Annotated in this window: 13 protein-coding genes; 9 read left to right on the forward strand and 4 right to left on the reverse strand. The window is 64.2% G+C overall.

Translation table 11 applies throughout. The features are described from left to right. The first annotated feature begins 15 nt into the window (after positions 1-15). From OCX61_RS11805 to pgm, 3 genes are all read left to right on the forward strand, one after another. A complete protein-coding gene (locus OCX61_RS11805) occupies positions 16-1,665 on the forward strand; it encodes a VRR-NUC domain-containing protein (protein ID WP_261943965.1) in 1,650 nt (549 codons plus the stop codon). Further along, the gene (locus OCX61_RS11810; RefSeq protein WP_261943966.1) at positions 1,662-3,923 is read left to right on the forward strand and encodes an ATP-dependent DNA helicase; all 2,262 of its coding nucleotides are present in this window, start codon (positions 1,662-1,664) and stop codon (positions 3,921-3,923) included. Before OCX61_RS11805 ends, OCX61_RS11810 begins: the two co-directional genes overlap by 4 nt. Positions 3,924-4,009: 86 nt before the next feature. Beyond that, positions 4,010-5,647 (forward strand): phosphoglucomutase (alpha-D-glucose-1,6-bisphosphate-dependent), encoded by a 1,638-nt coding sequence (gene pgm / locus OCX61_RS11815; protein WP_261943967.1) that lies wholly within the window; start codon positions 4,010-4,012, stop codon positions 5,645-5,647. 137 nt (positions 5,648-5,784) lie between these two features. Here the strand turns inward: pgm and OCX61_RS11820 are convergent, their stop codons facing one another. Further along, positions 5,785-6,483 carry a pirin family protein gene (locus OCX61_RS11820; protein WP_085677671.1) on the reverse strand — a complete coding sequence of 233 codons (699 nt, stop codon included), beginning with the start codon at positions 6,481-6,483 and terminating at the stop codon, positions 5,785-5,787. A gap of 220 nt (positions 6,484-6,703) precedes the next feature. Between OCX61_RS11820 and OCX61_RS11825 the strand changes: the two genes are divergently transcribed. Beyond that, complete coding sequence (locus OCX61_RS11825) at positions 6,704-9,115, forward strand: UvrD-helicase domain-containing protein (protein ID WP_261943968.1); 2,412 nt, start codon at positions 6,704-6,706, stop codon at positions 9,113-9,115. A 3-nt stretch (positions 9,116-9,118) separates the two neighbouring features. On the opposite strand, the gene OCX61_RS11830 is transcribed toward OCX61_RS11825, so the two are convergent. Further along, a complete protein-coding gene (locus tag OCX61_RS11830; RefSeq protein WP_261943969.1) occupies positions 9,119-13,858 on the reverse strand; it encodes a leucine-rich repeat domain-containing protein in 4,740 nt (1,579 codons plus the stop codon). Between the two features lie 254 nt (positions 13,859-14,112). On the opposite strand from OCX61_RS11830, the gene OCX61_RS11835 reads away from it, so the two are divergent. The 4 genes from OCX61_RS11835 to OCX61_RS11850 all read left to right on the forward strand — a co-directional run bounded on the left by OCX61_RS11835 (position 14,113) and on the right by OCX61_RS11850 (position 18,174). Beyond that, positions 14,113-15,039, forward strand: a complete 927-nt coding sequence (locus tag OCX61_RS11835) for an alpha/beta fold hydrolase (RefSeq protein ID WP_261943970.1) — start codon at positions 14,113-14,115, stop codon at positions 15,037-15,039. Positions 15,040-15,115: 76 nt separating this feature from the next. Beyond that, on the forward strand, positions 15,116-15,535 hold the full coding sequence (locus tag OCX61_RS11840; RefSeq protein WP_261943971.1) for a VOC family protein: 420 nt from the start codon (positions 15,116-15,118) through the stop codon (positions 15,533-15,535). Beyond that, entirely contained in the window at positions 15,532-16,311 is a 780-nt protein-coding gene (locus OCX61_RS11845; protein ID WP_261943972.1) for an alpha/beta fold hydrolase, read from the forward strand. The genes OCX61_RS11840 and OCX61_RS11845 overlap by 4 nt, the downstream gene beginning before the upstream one ends. A gap of 189 nt (positions 16,312-16,500) precedes the next feature. Further along, a complete protein-coding gene (locus OCX61_RS11850) occupies positions 16,501-18,174 on the forward strand; it encodes an MFS transporter (RefSeq protein WP_261943973.1) in 1,674 nt (557 codons plus the stop codon). A 98-nt stretch (positions 18,175-18,272) separates the two neighbouring features. Here the strand turns inward: OCX61_RS11850 and OCX61_RS11855 are convergent, their stop codons facing one another. Next, entirely contained in the window at positions 18,273-18,842 is a 570-nt protein-coding gene (locus OCX61_RS11855; protein ID WP_261943974.1) for a hypothetical protein, read from the reverse strand. 75 nt (positions 18,843-18,917) lie between these two features. Further along, the gene (locus OCX61_RS11860; protein WP_261943975.1) at positions 18,918-19,304 is read right to left on the reverse strand and encodes a VOC family protein; all 387 of its coding nucleotides are present in this window, start codon (positions 19,302-19,304) and stop codon (positions 18,918-18,920) included. Positions 19,305-19,516: 212 nt separating this feature from the next. Here OCX61_RS11860 and OCX61_RS11865 point away from each other — a divergent pair, with 212 nt between their 5' ends. Further along, the gene (locus OCX61_RS11865) at positions 19,517-19,981 is read left to right on the forward strand and encodes a hypothetical protein (protein ID WP_261943976.1); all 465 of its coding nucleotides are present in this window, start codon (positions 19,517-19,519) and stop codon (positions 19,979-19,981) included. The last annotated feature ends 2 nt before the right edge of the window (positions 19,982-19,983 follow it).

The raw sequence follows: 19,983 nt of genomic DNA on the forward strand, positions 1-19,983 counted from the left end.
GCCCGACCCTGTCCTGTGATCGCCCACTCTGTCGATGACCCGCTGTATTACCTGCACAACTTCCGCCAGGTACTACTCTGGGTCGAGTCACGTTATGCCGACTTGCTCGACGAGCATGAAATGGCCTTTCTGCATGCCTTTGCCGAGCTGGCGCAACCGGCCCAGGCGCTGATGGTGCGCATGGTGATGCGCAAGGGCGAGCTGTTTCGCTGTGACCGCCTGGACTATGCCGAAATCGGTGACAGCATGGCGGCCTTGCAACCGCTGTTGGCATTGGGTTGGGTGCGCGAGCCCGAGGCCCTGAGCCTTGAGCAGCTGTTTGCACTGTTGCGCAAGGATGAACTTGCCCTCGGTTTCGCTGCGCAGTTGAGCCGTCCGCGGGCGGCCAAGGCCGACCTGTTTGAGCAACTGCGGCCCCTGTCGCTGGCCGCCCGGCCCTTGCGCGAGTGGTTCGCCCAGGCCCCGGTGGCAATCGTGCAGTGGTGCCTGCAGCCGCTGTGCGATCGCATGCGCCTGTTGTTTTTCGGCAACCTGTACCAGGACTGGTCGGACTTCGTGCTGGCCGACCTGGGCCTGCTGCGTTACGAGCAGGTAGCGTTCAGCCCCGACTCACGTGCCCTGCAGCAGCGCAGCGAGGTCGACCAGGCCATCGCGCTGCACCAGTGCGCCGAGCGTCTGGAACTGGGTGAGGACCCTGGATCAATCCTGGCGACGCTTGCCGGCCTGAGTATCAACAACCCCTGGCTGGCACGGCGCCATGGGCGGTTGCTGTTCGCCGTGGGCCAGCAGTGCGAGCGCCTGGGTGATTGGGATCAGGCCCTGGCGGTGTATGCCCGTAGCAGCCATGCGCAAGCGCGTATCCGCCAGGTTCGTGTGTACGAGCGCAGCGAGCGCTGGGCGCAGGCCGACGCATTGGCCCGGCAACTGGCTGCCGCACCGGCCAACGCCCTGGAAGTTCAAGCCCTGGAGCGCATGTTGCCGCGGCTGGCCCGCAAGCTTGGCGGCCCCGCACAGCCCCGCCGGCGCGCCGCGCCCCTGGAGCTGATCGAACTGGAGTTGCCGCGTGAGCAGGCAGCGCTGGGTGTCGAGGAGGCCGTGCGCCAACATCTGGCACAAGCGGGTGGGCAGGCGCATTACGTGGAGAACACGCTGTTCAACAGCCTGTTTGGCCTGTTGTGCTGGGAGGCGATCTTCGCTCCGGTTCCGGGGGCCTTCTTCAACCCGTTCCAGGCCGCGCCGCAGGATTTGCATGACAGCGATTTCCAGCAACGGCGCGCAGAAGCTTTCGCGGCCTGCCTGGGCCGCCTTGACGACGGTTCCCATCGCCAGGCCATCCTCGATTGCTACGCGGCCAAGCAAGGCCTGCAATCGCCGTTCGTGTTCTGGCCCATGCTCAGCGAAGCGTTGCTCGATCAGGCGCTGGCGTGCCTGCCCGCCGTGCATTTGAAACAGTGCTTCCTGCGCCTGTTGCAGGATATCCGCAACAACCGCGCCGGCATGCCGGACCTGATCCAGTTCTGGCCGGAGCAGCAGTGCTATCGGATGGTCGAGGTCAAGGGGCCGGGTGACCGCCTGCAGGACAATCAACTGCGCTGGCTGGCATTCTGCGCTGAGCACGGCTTGCCGGTGGCGGTCTGCCATGTGCGCTGGAGCGAGCCAGCGTGAGCTATCGCGTGGCGGTGCGGGCGTTGTGCGAGTTCAGCGCCAAGGTCGGTGACCTGGACCTGCGCTTTACCCCGTCACCCACGGCTCAGGAAGGTATCGAAGGGCACCGCCGGGTAGTCGCCCGGCGCGCTGCGGGCTATGAGGCGGAAGTCGCTCTCGAGGGCGAGTATCAGGGCCTGCTGGTGCGCGGGCGCGCCGATGGCTATGACCCGGCCGCCAATCGCCTGGAAGAGATCAAGACCTACCGCGGTGACCTGGCGCGGCAGCCGGCCAACCACCGTCAGTTGCACTGGGCCCAGGCCAAGGTCTATGCCTGGCTGCTGTGCCAGGCGCGGCAGTTGGCGGCCATCGAGGTGGCATTGGTCTACCTGGACGTCGACACCGACAGCCAGACGCTGATCAGTGAGCACTATCGCGCCGAGGCGTTGCAGCACTTCTTCGAAGTGCAGTGCCAACGGTTTCTCGCCTGGGCCCAGGCTCAGCAACAGCGCCTTGCCGAGCGCGACCAGGGTTTGCAGGCACTGGGCTTTCCTTACCCGCAGTTTCGCCAGGGCCAGCGGCAACTGGCCGAAACCTTGTACAAGGCGGTCAGCACCGGGCGCTGCCTGATGGCCCAGGCCAGCACTGGCATCGGCAAGACCCTCGGCACCTTGTTCCCGCTGCTCAAGGCCATGGTCCCGCAGCAGCTGGACAAGGTGTTTTTCCTCACGGCCAAGACCCCGGGCCGGGCGCTGGCGCTGGACGCGCTGGGCCAGATCAGCGCGGGCACGCCGCAGCCGGCCTTGCGCACCCTCGAGCTGATCGCCCGCGACAAGGCCTGCGAATACCCGGACAAAGCCTGCCATGGCGAGTCCTGCCCGTTGGCCCAAGGCTTTTACGACCGCCTGCCTGCCGCACGCGAGGCGGCGGCGTTGCGGCCTATGCTCGATCGCGCCGGCTTGCGCGAAGTGGCGTTGGCGCACCAGGTCTGCCCGTACTACCTCGGGCAGGAAATGGCCCGTTGGGTGGACGTCCTGGTGGCCGATTACAACTATTACTTCGACGCCCATGCCTTGCTGTTCAGCCTGACCCAGCTCAACCAATGGCGGGTGGCCGTGCTGGTGGACGAGGCGCACAACCTGGTCGAGCGCGGTCGTGGCATGTACAGCGCCAGCCTCGACCAGGGCCAGTTGCTCGCCTTGCGCCAGAGCAAACCGCAAGGGCTCGGCAGCGCCCTGGACCGGCTCAATCGGCAGTGGAACGCGCTGTACAAGGCGCAGCAGGCCCCGTACCAGGCCAGTGAGCAGCTGCCGGAGGCCTTTCTGCGGGCCCTGCAACAGTGTATCGGGCTGATCCAGGAACGCATGAACGAAAAACCCGCCGAGGTCGATGCCCAGGTGTTGCAGTTTTTCTACCAGGCGCTGCAGTTCAGCCGCGTGGCCGAGCTGTTCGATGAGCATTTCCTGTTCGATGTCAGCCTGCGTGAAGGCCCGCGCAAGCGACGTTTGGCCAGCCTGTGCCTGCGCAATGTCACCCCGGCCCGGCTGCTTGCGCCGCGCATGCAGGCGGCGCGCAGTGTGACGCTGTTTTCCGCCACCTTGAGCCCACGGCATTTCTATACCGACCTGCTCGGCATGCCGGCCGATACCGCCTGGCTGGAGGTGGCGGCACCGTTTCGCGCCGAGCAGCTGGAGGTGCGCATCGCCAGCCAGATCTCGACCCGCTACCGCGAACGCCAGGCGTCACTGGCGCCGATCGCCGAGCTGATTGCCGACCAGTATCAGCGCCAGCCCGGCAACTACCTGGCGTTCTTCAGCAGCTTCGAATACCTGCAGCAGGTTGCCAGCCTGCTCGCCGAACGTTTTCCTGGTATCCCGCTGTGGGCCCAGGCGCCAGGCATGGACGAAACCGCGCGCCAGGCCTTTCTCGATCGCTTCGTGGCAAACGGGCAGGGGGTGGGCTTTGCCGTGCTCGGCGGGGCATTCGGCGAGGGCGTCGACTTGCCTGGCACGCGCCTGATCGGGGCCTTTGTCGCCACCCTCGGGCTGCCCCAGGTCAACCCGGTCAACGAACAGTTCAAGCAGCGCCTGGGTCGGCAGTTTGGCGCCGGTTTCGACTACGCCTACCTGTACCCCGGCGTGCGCAAGGTCATCCAGGCCGCCGGGCGGGTCATTCGTGGCGACCAGGACCGTGGCGTGCTGGTGCTGATCGACGAACGTTTCGCCGAACAACGGGTACAACAGATGTTCCCCGCCTGGTGGCAGGTGGCCGTTAAATAATCCTGGGCGGCCCCATCGCACGGCATTGCAACTCCCAGTACACTGCGTGTTCCAACACCAACATCTGTTGAACTCGAGGTTTTTGCATGACGCTCAGTCCTTTGGCAGGCAAGCCGGCTCCGGCCAGCGTGCTGGTCGATATTACCCGCCTGCTCACCGCTTACTACACCGGCCGCCCTGACGCCGCCGTGGCGGCCCAGCGCGTGGCCTTCGGCACTTCGGGGCATCGGGGCAGCTCGTTCGACCTGAGCTTCAACGAGTTCCATGTGCTGGCGATTACCCAGGCCATCTGCCTGTACCGCCAGGAAAAAGCCATCGATGGCCCGCTGTTTATCGGCGCTGACACCCACGCGCTGTCTGCGCCAGCTGCGGCCAGTGCGCTGGAAGTGCTGGCCGCCAATGGCGTGCAGGTGATGCTCTCCAAGGACGACGAATACACCCCGACGCCGGCGGTGTCCCATGCCATCCTCTGCTACAACCGTGGCCGCAGCCAGGGCCTGGCCGATGGCATCGTCATCACCCCGTCGCACAACCCGCCACAAAGCGGTGGTTTCAAGTACAACCCGCCCAACGGCGGCCCGGCCGACAGCGATGTGACCAAGTGGATCGAGGCCAAGGCCAACGAACTGCTGGCCGCCGGCCTTGCCGGGGTCAAGCGCATGGAACATGCCCAGGCGTTGCAAGCTGCCACCACCCAGCGCCATGACTACGTGGCCAACTACGTGGCCGATCTGGAAAATGTCATCGACTTCGACGTCATTCGTGGCGCCAACCTGCGCCTGGGCGTCGATCCGCTGGGCGGGGCAGGGGTGCGCTACTGGTCGGCGATCGCCGAGCGCTACCAGCTGAACCTGGAAGTGGTGAACACCGAAGTCGACCCGACTTTCCGCTTCATGTGCGTGGACTGGGACGGCCAGATCCGCATGGACCCATCCTCGCCTTACGCAATGCAAGGCCTGATCGGCCTGCGCGAGCGTTTCGACGTGGCCTTCGCCTGCGACCCGGACCACGACCGCCACGGCATCGTCACGCCAGACGGCTTGCTGCAGCCGAACAACTACCTGGCGGTGGCCATCGACTACCTGTACCGCCACCGTCCGCAATGGCGCAGCGACGCAGCGGTGGGCAAGACCGTGGTGTCCAGCGGCCTGATTGATCGCGTCACCCAGGCCTTGGGCCGCAAGCTGTTCGAAGTGCCGGTGGGCTTCAAGTTCTTCGCCCAGGGGCTGTTCGAAGGTTCGCTGGGCTTTGGCGGCGAAGAAAGCGCTGGCGCATCGTTCCTGCGCAAGGACGGCTCGGTCTGGGCCACCGACAAGGACGGCCTGATCCCGGCCTTGCTGGCAGCCGAGATGACTGCACGCACCGGGCGCAACCCGAGCCAGGCCTACAACGACCTGACCGACAAGCTTGGCAAGCCATTCTCCACCCGCGTCGAGGCCAAGGCCGATGCACGGCAGAAAGCGGCGCTCAGCAAGCTGGCACCGGAGCAGGTGAAGTCGACCGAATTGGCCGGTGAGCCGATCGTGCAGATCCTCAGCCATGCGCCGGGCAATGGCCAGGCGATCGGTGGCTTGAAGGTGATGACCGCCAACGGCTGGTTCGCCGCGCGGCCATCGGGCACCGAAGACATCTACAAGATCTACGCCGAGAGCTTTGTCGACGAGGCGCACCTCAAGCGCCTGGTGGAAGAGGCGCAGGTGCTGGTGGATGCGGCGATTGCCTGAATGACCTGAGCGGGGCTGCCTTGCAGCCCAATCGCCGGCAAGCCGGCTCCCACAGAAACTGCACAAGTCTCAAGGTATGTGCGGTCTCTGTGGGAGCCGGCTTGCCGGCGATTGGGCCGCAAAGCGGCCCCCTTCACTTACGCGACATCGACCAGGACGATTTCGCTGTCCTCGATCGCGGTGACCTTGAGCACTTCCTCCTGCTCGATCGCCACCCCATCCCGGCCCTTGGCACGCAGCCCATTGACCTCCACCAGCCCCTTGGCCGGCACCAGGTAACCCCGGCGCCCGGCGTCGAAGCGGTATTCGGCGGTTTCGCCAGCGCGCAGCGTCGCGGCCACCAACCGTGCGTCGGTACGGATCTGCAGGCTGTCTTCATCACCGGCACGGCCACTGGCCAGGGTCACGAAGCCTTCGCCGCGCTCACCTTTCGGGAACGGGCGGGTCCCCCACGACGGCGCATCACCAGTACGCTCCGGCACGATCCAGATCTGGAAGATGCGGGTATCGACCTCTTCGAGGTTGTACTCGCTGTGCACGATGCCGCTACCGGCACTCATCACCTGCACGTCGCCAGCCTCGGTACGGCCTTTGTTGCCCAGGCTGTCCTGGTGGGTAATGGCGCCTTCACGCACATAGGTGATGATTTCCATGTCGCGGTGCGGGTGCGGCGGGAAGCCGCTGCCGGCAGCGATCAGGTCGTCGTTCCAGACCCGCAGGTTGCCCCAGTGCATGCGCGCCGGGTCGTAGTATTCGGCGAACGAGAAGTGGTGGTGAGCGTCAAGCCAGCCGTGGTTGGCGTGGCCGAGGCCTTCGAACGGTCGCAGTTGCAGCATGGTCGTGCTCCTTGAATCAGTGGAATGGAGCCATGATGCGACAAAAATAGATCGAAAATAAGCGTAAATATCGGCTGATTATGATCAGTTTAGCGGATTGATAATGGCGATGTGGATTATGCGATTCATCGCCTAATGCACTGATCTGCAAGCATTCGCTGGCGATTTTCGGCGGATCCAGCCACCATGGTCCGCTGATTCGATCTTCAACGGAGTGACCGTGGCCAACGAGCAACCCCAGGCCCTCGCCGAACTGACCCCGCCCGCCCAATTGCCCTGGTTTCGCCGCCTGGCTGCCCGCTTGCTGGGCCGTGGCCTGAACCGCCTGCAGGCGCAACATCGCGAATCCTGGAACCTCGGCCACGCACAGGGTTATGAAGCCGGTCGCCAGGTTTTGGTGATCCGCGATTCACGGCCGGATACCGCCGCCGTGCCCGACCGGGACGACAACCTCTTCGATGACTGGCGCCTGCCCCTGACTGCGGAGCTGAAAAAGCGCTTCAAGGCCGACGTTGCCCAGCGCCTGCCTGGCGAGGCCCAGCCCAGCGCGGCGCAGTGGAAGCTGATCTTCAGCGACACGCCGTCCACCTGCGTGGTGGCCGGTGCCGGGGCGGGCAAGTCGACCTCGCTGGTGCTGCGCATCCTGCTGCTGCGCCACTACCTGGGCTACGAGCTGGACGCGATGACCGTGGTCACCTTCACCCGTGAGTCGCGCAAGGATTTCATCAAGCGCCTGGTGCAGGTGTTCGCCCTCTGGCAGCTTGACCTGCAACCGGCCAAGGCGCGCGAGCTGGTGCGCACCTTCCATTCGCGGATCCTGCCGCTGGTGCGCAGCCTGCCGGGTTTCGGCCAGGTGCGCGCGTTCGAGACCCTGGGCAACGAGATGCCGGCTGGCCGCGAGGCCGAGGCCGACAGCAACCCGTTCGACCTGCGCCTGAACGATGCCCAGCGCCAGCAGCTCAACCAGTGCTACAGCCAGTTGCTCGGGCAAAGCCCGCGCTTCGCCGAGATCGTCGCCACCTTGCGCCGCGAGGCCCTGCAACTCAAGCCGCTGGACCCGGACCACCCGGATGTGCAGAAGCGCGTGCAGGTCACCCAGCTGGCCGCCCAGCGTGACGAAGAACTGTGCGACGTGATCGAAGACCTGTGGTTCGCCGCTGGCGCCTGGCCGATCAAGGGTATCGAGCCCTGCCGCGAAACGGTCCAGATCCGCGGCAGCCGCTTCCATGTGCATGGCCGCCTGGAAGGCCTCGATGCCTGGGTGGTGCTGGGCTTCGACCCGGCGGAAAGTGCCCAGTATCAACGGCCCGGCGCCAAGCTGGCGGTGCGTGCCGAGTGGGCGGTCAAGCGCACCTTGTTGCAGGCGTTCTGCGACAAGCCGCTGATCTGGCTCGACAACTACGCCATGGCCCGGCGCCTGGCCGCCTCACTGGCCGGCGATGCCGTGGCCGGGCCCGGTTTCGAGTACAAGGTCAAGGGCGAGCTGGCCCCGGCACCGCTGCTCGATGCCTTTGTCGGCGCCGCCAACTTCATCGAGAACCTGGGCCTTGAGGTGAACCCGGCCGTGGCGGCCATGAGCTTCCCGTCCGGCGATCCCGATGCGTTGTTCTTCGAGGCGTTGGCCCTGTACTGGAAAGCCCTGGAGGCGCACCTGCTCGACCAGTCGCCACCGGTGATGAGCTACAACCGCATGTTCGCCCTGTTCGGCGAGAACAACCCGGAAAACCTGCAGTTGCTGCCCGACTCGCTGCTCAGGCCGCTGGCGCACCTGATGATCGATGAGTTCCAGGACGTTTCGCCTCAAATCGTCAGCTGGCTGCGCGCCAGCCTTGCGGAAATCCGCCGCCGTGGCCCGGCCATGCATACCGGGCGCAATGCCCAGCACTCATCGCTGATGTGTGTGGGCGACGACTGGCAGTCGATCTATGGCTGGCGCGGCAGTTCGCCGAAGTATTTCATGGAGTTCACCAAGGCCTTCCCGTCACCGGCCAACACCCGCGTGATGCTGGTCGACAACTACCGCTGCCAGCAGCAGGTGATCGATGCCGCCGAGCACCTGGTGAAGGGCACGCCGGCCATTGCCGGCAAAAAGGCGCGGGCCAGTGGGCCGGCCGCCGAGCTGCCGGGCGCGCCCGTACGGGTCTTCGACCGTGACGAGGCGGCGCTGGGCCAGACGCTGATCGAGCATTACCAGCGCGGCGAGTCGGTGATGATGCTGTACCGCAAGGGCAGCGACAAAGCCCTGATGAACGAGCACCTGCACAGCGTCCTGAACGCCGAAGCCCAGTTGCCCGCCGAGCAACGGCGCCTGCGCCAACTGACCTACCATAGCGCCAAAGGCTTGCAGGCCGATGCCGTGTTCATGCTGGGCGATTGCCAGTACCTGACCAGCTCGCCCTACAAGAACCAGGTGTACCAGCAGGCCGGCCTGGGCAAGGCCGGTGATGCACAGCCGTTCGACACTGCGCAGAAGGAGGAGGTGCAGCGCCTGGCCTATGTGGCGGTGACCCGCGCTGTCAGGCACTGCTATTGGCATGTCGAGGCGGCCAATGGTGACGCGGCGGCAGCGCCGCGTGCGTCCAGCCAGGTGGATGGGCGGCAGGCCTTCTTCGAAGACCTGCGTGGTCAATAGGCTTCAGTCCGGGTCGGCGTCAGCGGTCAACTGCTCGATCAGGGCAGTTTGCTCTTGCGCGACCCTGGCAGGCGTAAGGTTGTAAGCTGCAAGGTAGTGGCCCTCATTGAAGGTGACCGGTTTCAGCCGACCCGAGTCGTCTACCGGAGATTCTGGCAGTACCTCGCGCAGCAGGTCGATCACCCCGTCGCGTACTTCAGGGGTCAGGTCGCTGTCATCCGCGGAGGGGGCCTCCAGCAAGCTTTGCAAATGGCTCATCACGTCGACCCAGCGATTGCTCAGCGCCTCGAAGCGCTGGGCAAAACGAGTACGCAGGTAGATGCGCCAATCCGGATCGCGTGCGATCCACGCGCGGCACCCCGCGCGGTCGTCAACCAGGCTCTGCACGTGCTGCTCTATGTTGAAGTAGGTGGTGGCCGACAGCGGCGGTGCTGCGCCGAACCACTGGGCTGGGCCGGGTTCCGGGAAGTCGAGAAAGTCTGCGAGCTCTTCACGAAGGCTCAGGCGAATTTCCTCCAGGTCGGCATCGTCACGCAGCACCAGGTCGGGGGCGATATCATCCAGGTGGGCCAGGTGCGGCAATTGCAATACCGAGATATCTGCGTGCGGCTCGCGCTCCAGCACTTGCCTGAGCTGGGCGCGGCTGGCTTCTCGGCCTTCATGGATGGCACGCGCGCAGGCATTCACATTTTCGCGGGCGTACAGCCGGCTCATGGCCAGGAACATGCTATGGGGGTTACGATTGGTCACCAGCTCCATGTGAGTATCGACCAGCACCCGAACACTGCTCAAGGCGTCTGCCAACGTGTTGCCTTCTGCGAACTCGAAGCGGCCAGCAACGGTCTCCAGGCGTTGCCTCATATGGCTCGGAAGGTCCGGGTTGCCGAGGGTACCCGCCCGGGTGCGGTTTTCGCTGACCTGCTCTAGCAGGGGCCAAACATCGACGTCTATCCCCCTTGCGTGAATGTCGGCAACGCGGATCATCAGGTCTTCCAGCAGCGGGTGTCCGTCATTGTCAAACAGCTGCTGCCAGAGTGCCCGCCGTGCCTGGTTGGCGCCGAGTAGCCAGCGGTTGGCTTCAATTTGTACACCCCGTTCTGCGAGCTGCTGGGCAATGGCGTCAGCCAGGTCGTTCTGCCGGAAACGCCAGCGGGTCGGCTCCTGAGCGGTGCGTAGTGCGGCCACGAAGGGACTCTGCAGTACGCGCTGCAGATCCGGTATTTCGGTCAAGGCATTGCCGTTCAGTTCCAGCGTGTGTAAACCCGGTGCCGGTCGTTCCATCAGCGCTGTCAATCCGCCTGGCCAGACGCTCAGGCCGCAATCGTTGAGGTTCAATGTGGCCAGATGCGCCAGGTGCTCCAGGCCTGACAGGCTGCGAATCGGGTTTCCGTGCAGACCGAGCGACTGCAGGTCAGGCATTGAGGCAAGCGAATCGCCCTCGGTGATCGTCAGCTCCGTCAGCCCATTGTTGCTCAGGTCGAGAGCGCGCAGGTTGCGGGCGCTGGCCAGCGCCGCGAGCAGCGAAGGCACTTGTAACCGGGGGTTGCCAGACACACTCAGGTGGCGCAGGTTCGGAAAACTCTGCAGGAAGTCTGCCGGTATTTGTTCAAGGCCGATCGCATCAATATCCAGGCGGACGATGTGATCCATCCTTGCTGGCAGGGAGGGCAGGATTTCGATGTGCATGGATTCGAGGGTGAAGCGCTCAGAGAAGTCCCGGCGCCAGACGCGGTTGATCTGTTCTCGCAGGCGTGCACGTGATGCCTTTTGCTCGGGGGTGCCGGCGACCACCCACGTACGAAGATGGTCATCCAGATTCAGCTGTTCCCGTTCCAGGGCAGTGATCTGTTCACCTACGTTGCCACGTTGGCGCAATGTGGCCAGCAAGGCATCGCGCTGGGTGGCGTCGAGCGTCGGGTACAGCCGCTGCAGGCGGCGCTGTTCTATGCCCTGTTGGCCCAGACCAGCCCATGCCTTGAGGCTTTTCCAGCCCGCCAGGGGATAGCCGAGGCGACCCTCTGGCAGCCGATGCGGCGCCACGAAACGCGGCTTGATCGCGCGTTGACCGAGCAGGCGAGCAGCCTGGACGCGGTCGGCAGCTATCATTTCGAAACGTTGCGCTGCATTTGAGGTTGGGTGTTGAGCCTGCAGGGCCGCGTCCAGTTTGAGGCTGTCGGTATTGGCCAGCGATGGGCGAAGCAAGCCGAGCAAGGCGCGGTCCAGTTGCACAGCGGCTTGCTGCAGACGCGCCTGTTCGGCGATGCGCAGCGGTACGCGCGATAGCGTCAGGCGCTCCCGCTCATCGGGACTGGCCAGGCTGACGATCTCTTGCAGTACTCTGTCGGGCAAGCGCGGGAACTGTCTGCCCAATGCGGTCTGGGCAGGATCGAGAGGTTGGCGGTTGCTCGCCACCAAGCTGTCGAAGATCGCTGCGCGCTTGCCCTGCAACTGGTCACCGAGCTTGCCGGCCAGCGCTTTTGCCTGTTGCGCCCTTGGCGTGTCGGCCAGCAGGGCGCGCAGGGTATCGTCACTCAGCTGGCGCGTGACTGCCTGGCACAATTCGCCGCTCTCCAGGTCGTTCAGGGTGATCTCGATCTCCATCTGGCCAGGGGCCCACGGTGCGCCCAGGCGCACATGGTTGCCAAAAGGCTCCGGGCCTTCGAATACCTTGAGCACGTGATTGTCCGGCCAGCCCGTCAATTGCAGCAGTTGCGGCAATGCATAGTGCTTGTAAGCGACCAAAGGCTTGCTCTGGCGGACGCGTTCGGCAATCTGGTCTGCCTCGTGGTCCCAAGTCAGGCGCTGTAAGGCATCCAGTAACCGCGCCTGAGCAGGCTCACTGGTCAGGTGCACCCGACGCAAGGTGGCGATGTCGATGCCGGTGCAGCGCAGGGCGCCGGTCAGTTCGGTATCCTCAAGTACGTTGGCAAACGGCGTCAGGCGGCGCAGGAGCTTTGCATCATTCCAGTCATGGGGCTGCTCGTGGGCCAGGCGCCAGGCTCCCTGGCCGTTGCCGTGCAGCTGCGGGGAATAGGCCGTCGGGTCGCTGGGGTGACGGGCATGCCACTGACCCGAGCGCTCCTCAAAGACCTCGAGAAGCTGGTTATCAAGTTGCACATAGGTCTTGCCGTCGCAGTGGTAGAGACCTTGATCATCAGGCAGCACGGACTCGGGTAAGGTCATGTCGCTGAAGTAGCCGGTCATGTCGGAGTTCCAAAGTACCTCCTTGCCTTCTTTCCTGACGCTTTCCAGCGCGTCGACGAACCCCGATGCCTTGAGCGCCTTGCTGGCACCCGCGAAACCAGCCGCCACCACGGCATTGATGGCCAACGACTCGAGTTGCTGCAGTGCCTCGTGGGTGTCGCCTTCTTCCCACGCCTCGAAACCGGTGAATACCGAGTCCATCAAGTCGTAGGCAAACACCCCGAGCATCACCGCATCCAGCCCGGGGACGAAGAAAGCGGCGACATTTAGCAGGTTCATGCCTGCGTCCACCCATTGCTGCAGCCGCGCCTTGCGGGCCTTGGCGTTGGCATCGGCGGTGGGCACTGCGATGGCGCGGGCATCTGCCTTGAGGCGGCGCTTGTGGCTGTGGAACAGCACTGGCCAGATGGACAAGACCAGGCGGGTTCGGTTGAAACGCAGCTCGGGCTTCTTGCGCAGTTTGCGCACCCCGTCGCGAGTTTCGAACAAGGCGTCATCGAACTTGCGGCTGAGTTCGGCTTGGTTGTTCTTCTCTGCGAAACCGACCAGACGCTGGCGGAAGGTGGTTTGCGGCAAGCGCTGGCGCAGGTGCGCACGGGCTTCTGCCGATGAAGCAAATTCCCTTACCGGGTGCTCGCTGTCCTGGGGGATGTAGAGAATGCAGGGGTTGATCTGGCTGGCCTCATCCGGGCCGATCAGCAGAACATCATGTATCGGGATGTCGAACAGGCTGAAGCGCCAGCAGTGCAGCGTGTGCTCACCGTAGCGTGGCGTGCTGGTGCCGTCGCACAGTTGAGCCAGGGCATCGCGACCTTTGCTCGACAGCAGGTCTTTGAGTGCAGCGATCTCTGCCTCGGTGCTCAACGCCTGTCGGCTTGCGTCTATCCACAGCTGCTGGATCGTCGCCTGTGCCGGGCCGTCGTAAATACTCTGCAGGTGTTCCTGATACTGGCGGCCCAGGTCCAGATCACGGCAAAGGTCGACGAACGCTTGAAGTTCGAGGTCGGGCAGCGGTGCGTCGTTGTTCGGGCCAACGGTCAGGGCGTCGAACGGGCCCAGGTCGTCTGGCCCCTGAAAATTGTGCAGTGCGGCCTCCAGTAATGAGCGCCTTTGTGCCGGCCCATCAGGGCGCTTGATCAGTTCAGGCTCATTGCCGAAATCCAGGCCAGGGGGATTTTGCTGCGTGGTATAGACCTTGAACGGCTGGTGCAGGTATTGGGCTTTTTCGACGTCGATAGCCTGGGCCAGCCGGCGCTCCAGCAAAGGCTTGCAGAATTCGCCGATCTGCCTGAAGTCCTTGAGCGCTGTTCGCAGCGCCTTGTATTGCATATCGCGCAACGCGATGAGCTGGCGAACTTGAGTCTGATCTTCAGCGCTGGCGGCGGCGAACCAGGCATGGGGCGAGCCGTTTTCGTCGAGGTAGTCCTTGCGTACGCGCTGCACGATGCGGCTGATGTGTTCGGGGTGCAGGGTCCGAGCCCAGGCGGGAAGGGTGCGGACAATCTGGGCCTGGTGATAGGGCACGGTAGTGCTGTTCATGCGCGATGCTCCGTGGTTGAGGGAGGCATCAGTCGACCGGTATCGCCTGGCGCTGTGGTGGTATTTAATTGCATGCGCAGGTCGGTCCTGTGCACGCGAGGGTCGGTAGGGGAGCAGCGTGGACGGGTTGCCTGGGGGATGGTGGAGTACGGCATGGCGTGGGCATGCCGTGTGGGTGGCGTCGGCGCACGGGGAGTGGGCCGACGCCACGTGATGCCTGGCCACGGGCCGGCACTCTGTCAGGGAGAACTTCGATGCATTCGCTGTGCAGTCCCAAGGATCACCTGCTGGACCTCGACGGTATTGAAATAGCGGTACGCACCTGGGGGCCGGAAGATGGCATTCCGGTGCTGGCCGTACATGGCTGGCTGGATAACGCCGCTTCGTTCGAGCGCCTGGGGCCATTGCTGGAGGGCTGCTTCGTGGTAGCCCCTGATCTGGTCGGCCACGGTCGTTCCGATCACCGCCGCCACGACAGCGGTTACTACCTCTGGGAGCATGCCGAGGACATGCTGGCGGTCACCGATAGCCTGGGCCTGTCCCAGTTTCATGTACTCGCCCATGGCATGGGGACCGGCATTGCCTCGCTGCTCGCCGCCATGACCAGCGGCATTGCCAGCATGATCTTCCTCGATGGCATGGGGGCGCCATTCACCGTGGCCGAGGATGACCGCGTGCAGCACCTGGCACGTGCCTACCGCCTCAAGCGGATGGTCCAGCGCAGCCAGTTGCAAGGTTTTGCCGAAACCCCCAACAGCCGATTCGACAACCTGGAAACCGCGCTCGAGCAACGGCGCAAGCGCCTGGATGGCGAGTTGGCGGAAGACGCCGCACGACTGCTGGCCTTGCGCGACCTGTTGCAACTGGCCGAAGGCTATTGCTGGCGCCACGACCCGCGCCTGGTGCTGCCCGAGCCGATGCCGCTGACCGAACGCGAGGCCTGCGACCTGCTGCGGGAAGTCCGTTGCCCGTTGTACCTGATGTTCGGCAGGCAGGGCGCTTTTGCTGGCAATGGGTTCGAAAAGCGCCAGGCGGCGTTGCCCGGCCACGCGAAGGTATCCTGGCACCCCGGTGGGCACCATTTCCACCTGGAGGCGCCGGACCGGGCGCTGGTCGACCAGATCCTGCGCATCCTCGCCCGGCATGAGGGCGGTCTGTTGCAGCGGCTGGTGAATGAGTAGCGGGTAATGGCCAGCGGACCAGGTCCTGGGCTATGGTGGCGAACGCTATCGGGCAATCGCCACAAGGAGACCTGGCATGCGGCCGTTCGCCATCAAGCACATCGACCATTTGGTACTGCGGGTCACCGACTTGCAGCGCAGCGTGGCTTTTTACCGCGACCTGCTGGGTTGCACCGTCAGCCGTGAACGCCCGGATCTGGGCATGGTTCACCTGGCAACCGGGTCGGCAATGATCGACCTGGTGACGCTCGACGGCCCGCTGGGCCTGCCCGGTGGTGCGGCGCCGGGCGCGGAAGGTCGCAACCTGCACCACTTCTGCCTGCGCATCGACCGGTTCGACGAGCAGGCGCTGACGGCTTACCTGCACGCGGCTGGGGTAGCGGTCGAGCCGGCAGAAAAACGTTATGGCGCTGAAGGCGAGGGGCTGTCGCTGTACTGCTTCGACCCTGATGGCAATCAAGTCGAACTCAAGGGCCCGGTCGAGGGGGCGGCATGACGCAGATCACCCTGGCCGAGCACTGGATCGATACGCCCGACGGCACGCTGTTCGCCCAGCACTGGCGACCACAAAACGCACCGGGCGTGCCGATCATACTGCTGCACGATTCGCTGGGTTGCGTTGCCTTGTGGCGTGACTTCCCCGAACGGCTGGCAGTGGCGACCGGGCACTGGGTGATTGCCTATGACCGGCTGGGCTTTGGCCGCTCCGATGCGCACCCGGGCCGCTTGCGCCGGGGCTTTGTCGAGGCCGAGGCGCAGCTGGGCTTCGCGGCGTTGCGGCGGCAGTTGGAGATCGGCGATTTCATCGTCTTTGGTCACAGCGTCGGCGGCGGCATGGCCGTCGGCTGCGCCGCGACCCATGGCAACCATTGTCGAGGCCTGATCACCGAATCGGCCCAGGCCTTTGTCGAAGACCTGACCTTGCAGGGTATTGCTGATGCCAATCGGCAGTTCGCCGAGCCAGGGCAGTTGCAGCGCCTGGCGCGCTACCACGGCGACAAGGCCGAATGGGTGCTGCGCGCCTGGGTGGACACCTGGCTTGACGAAGCCTTCGCCGACTGGAACCTGGATGGGCTGCTGGCGAAGGTGCATTGCCCGCTGCTCAGCCTGCATGGCGACCAGGATGAATTCGGTTCGCCAGCGCATCCCCGGCGTTTCACCACGTTGGCCGCCGGGCCGAGCGTGATGCGCCTGCTGCCGGGCTGCGGGCATGTCCCGCACCGGGAGCAAGCCGAAGTGGTGCTGGCCGAGGTGCAGCGGTTTCTGGGGTGACGGAATATGGGGATGCTGGCAAGTGGATATTGCGGCAAAGCCGATTATGCTTCAGTTACCTTGCTGCGATTCGAGGCGGCCAGCCTCGTCGTGCTTCGCGCAACCAATGCTAGCCCTAGGGCCTGGGTGCGACGGTGAAATGGGTGTGAGGTACTCCGGCCTTCGACAACGACAAGACGGAGGCACCCCATGGCGGTACTCGATAGCGCTTCCACGGGCAGTAGCGCGCCCCAACGGGGCATTACCAAAGAGGAGCGCAAGGTCATCTTCGCTTCCTCGCTGGGCACCGTGTTCGAATGGTACGACTTCTACCTGTACGGCTCGCTGGCGGCGATCATCGCCAAGCACTTCTTTGCCGGCGTCAATGAAACCACCTCGTTCATCTTCGCCTTGCTGGCCTTTGCCGCCGGCTTTGCCGTGCGGCCGTTCGGCGCCATCGTGTTCGGCCGCCTGGGCGACATGATCGGGCGCAAGTACACCTTCCTCATCACCATCGTCATCATGGGCCTGTCCACCGCCGTGGTGGGGCTTTTGCCCAGCTATGCAGCGATTGGCGTGGCGGCACCGATCATCCTGATCACCCTGCGCCTGCTCCAGGGCCTGGCGCTGGGCGGCGAGTACGGCGGTGCCGCCACCTATGTGGCCGAGCACGCGCCCAAGGGCCGGCGTGGCTTCTTCACCGCGTGGATCCAGACCACCGCCACGCTCGGCCTGTTCCTCTCGCTGCTGGTGATCCTGGCCTGCCGCACCGCCATGGGCACCGAGGTGTTCGAAGCCTGGGGCTGGCGGGTGCCGTTCCTGTTGTCGATTCTGCTGCTGGCGATCTCGGTGTACATCCGCATGCAGCTCAACGAGTCGCCGGTGTTCATGAAGATGAAGGCCGAGGGCAAGGCGTCCAAGGCGCCGCTGACCGAGTCGTTCGCCCGTTGGGACAACCTCAAGGTGGTGATCATGTCGCTGCTCGGTGGCACCGCCGGGCAGGCGGTGGTGTGGTACACCGGGCAGTTCTATGCGCTGTTCTTCCTGCTGCAGATGCTCAAGATCGACCCACAGACCGCCAACCTGCTGATCGCCGGGTCCTTGCTGATCGGCACGCCGTTCTTCATTTTCTTCGGCAGCCTGTCGGACCGCATCGGCCGCAAGAAGATCATCATGGCCGGCTGTATCATCGCCGCGCTGACCTACTTCCCGATCTTCAAGGCACTGACCGAGTACGGCAACCCGGACGTGTTCGTCGCTCAGGAACAGAACCCGGTGGTGGTAGTGGCCGACCCTGGCCAGTGCGCCTTCCAGTTCGACCCGGTGGGCAAGGCCAAATTCACCAGCTCCTGTGACATCGCCAAGAGCCTGCTGGCCAAACGGGCGATTCCCTACACCAACCAGGCGGCCGAGCCTGGCAGCGTGGCGCAGGTTCGCATCGGTGAGCGGGTGATCCCGAGCATCGACGGCAGCAGCCTGGCGGCCGCCGACCTGAAGACCCAGAGTGACGCCTTCACCGCGACCATGGTTGGCGCCCTGAAAGAAGCGGGTTACCCGGAAAAGGCCGACCCGGCGAAGATTCACTATCCGATGGTGCTGTTGTTGCTGACCCTGCTGGTGATCTACGTGACCATGGTCTACGGGCCGATCGCCGCCTGGCTGGTGGAACTGTTCCCGGCACGCATCCGCTACACCTCGATGTCGCTGCCGTACCACATCGGCAACGGCTGGTTCGGCGGTTTCCTGCCGACAGTGGCGTTCGCCATGGTGGCGGCAACCGGGGATATCTACTACGGGCTGTGGTACCCGATCGTGATTGCGGTGATGACGGCGGTGCTGGGGATCTTCTTCCTGCCGGAGACCAAGGACCGGGATATCACTTAGGCAGGTCCGGCCCCATCGCGGCTAAAGCCGCTCCCACAGGTGCCGCGCAGGCCTTGTGGGAGCGGCTTCAGCCGCGAAGAGGCCGGCACAGGTACACATCAATCGAAGTAGCCCCGCAGGCTAAAGGCATACCCGGTATCCACGCCCTTGGCTTCACCCCGGCTCCAGCGCTTTTTCAGTACGAACTCGAACGCCGGCTCGTACAACCCATCCCTGATCAGCGCTCCCGCCAGCACCTCGACGTCATACCAGCCATTGTCCAGCTCGATGATCGGCCGCCCCGGCACCTGATAGCGCGCGATCAGGTCACCCAGCGTCTTGGGGGTGAAGTGCTGCAGGATGCGCCAGGTGTAGAGCATCACCGCGCGGTTCTCGACTTGCAGCACATAACCGTTGCGCCGGTGCTTGAGGCGGCTGCCGGGTTCGAGCAGGGCGGGCGTGGAGCCATCGAGGGTGAACAGGATGTGGTAGGGCAGGTTGTCGACCCCCGCCAGCGGTATCACCACACCTTCGGCCACGGCCCTGTCGCCGCTGTCGTTGCGGGTGAACTCGCGGGCCAGGTCGTCGGACAGGTTGTTGTCATGTTTGAAGCGGTCGAGCAGCTGGATATCGCCCAGCAGGAAGTAGTCGACCAAGTCATTGAGCACTTCGCTGAATTCGTGGCGCATCTGTTTTCCTTATTGTGGCGCACGGGATACAGCTGCAATGTAGCCAATGGCAGCATCGGCTGCCATGGCCGCGGCTCAGTGTTTCTGGGCGATCTGGATCAGGTTGCCGCAGGTGTCGTCGAACACCGCGACCGTGACTGGGCCCAGGTCGGTGGGCGCCTTGGTGAACTTCACGCCGGCCTTGCACAGCCGCGTGTACTCGGCCTGGATATCCCGCACGCCGAAGGAAGTGGCGGGAATGCCGTCCTGCTTCAGCGCTTGCTTGTAGACCTTGGCCGCCGGGTGCGCATCGGGCTCCAGCAGCAGCTCGACACCATTGGGGTCGTTGGGTGAGGTCAGCGTCAGCCAGCGATGCTGGCCCATGGGGACGTCGTGCTTGGGCTCGAAGCCCAGTACGTAATGGTAGAAAGCCAAGGCCTTGGCCTGGTCGTCGACGAGGATGCTGGTGACAACGATCTTCATAGGCGCACACCGTTCCTGCGGGTCGTTACCTGACAGTAAAGACGCTCTGGCCCATTTCTCCAGCGAAGGGCAAGAAGCACTTCGCTAGGCCTCACACTTGTAAGAGCAGTCGCTTAAGGATGTACGGTTGTTCGCTATCTGCGCCAGGCCGCTTTGTTTCGTTGCTTATCCCGCTATCTTGCGGCTTCTTTTCAACCGCACGAGGTCCAGCCATGAAACTCCGATCCATGCTCGCTGCCGTCGCCACAGGTATTTGCGCGATCACCCACGCTGCCACAGCTACCCCGATCACGGTCGCCGTCGGGGCGCCGACCATTGTGCATCATTTGAAGTACCAGGTGATGTACAGCGAAAAGCCATTCGAGCTTGCGACCATCTACTACTACGACAATGGCATCTACAAGATCGTGTCGCCGGGCGAAGATCACTATGGCGTGTATGTGATCGAGGGGCAGTCGACCGACGAGGTGTACAAGATCAGCTACATCTCACTACCCTCCGAAGACTGGGGCGGAAATGTCGCCAGGCACGATCTGACCTTCGACAACCAGACGCAGGTGTTCACGCAGCAAGCCCTGGCCCATTCGGACCAGGGCATTCCACCACAGCATGGCAGCTTCGTGCAGGCTGCGAACACCGCTACCGATCATGCCGGCGTGCGCTGGCAGCAACCCTGACG

This window comes from Pseudomonas sp. LRP2-20, from assembly GCF_024349685.1.
In the GTDB taxonomy this organism is placed as follows: Bacteria; Pseudomonadota; Gammaproteobacteria; order Pseudomonadales; family Pseudomonadaceae; genus Aquipseudomonas.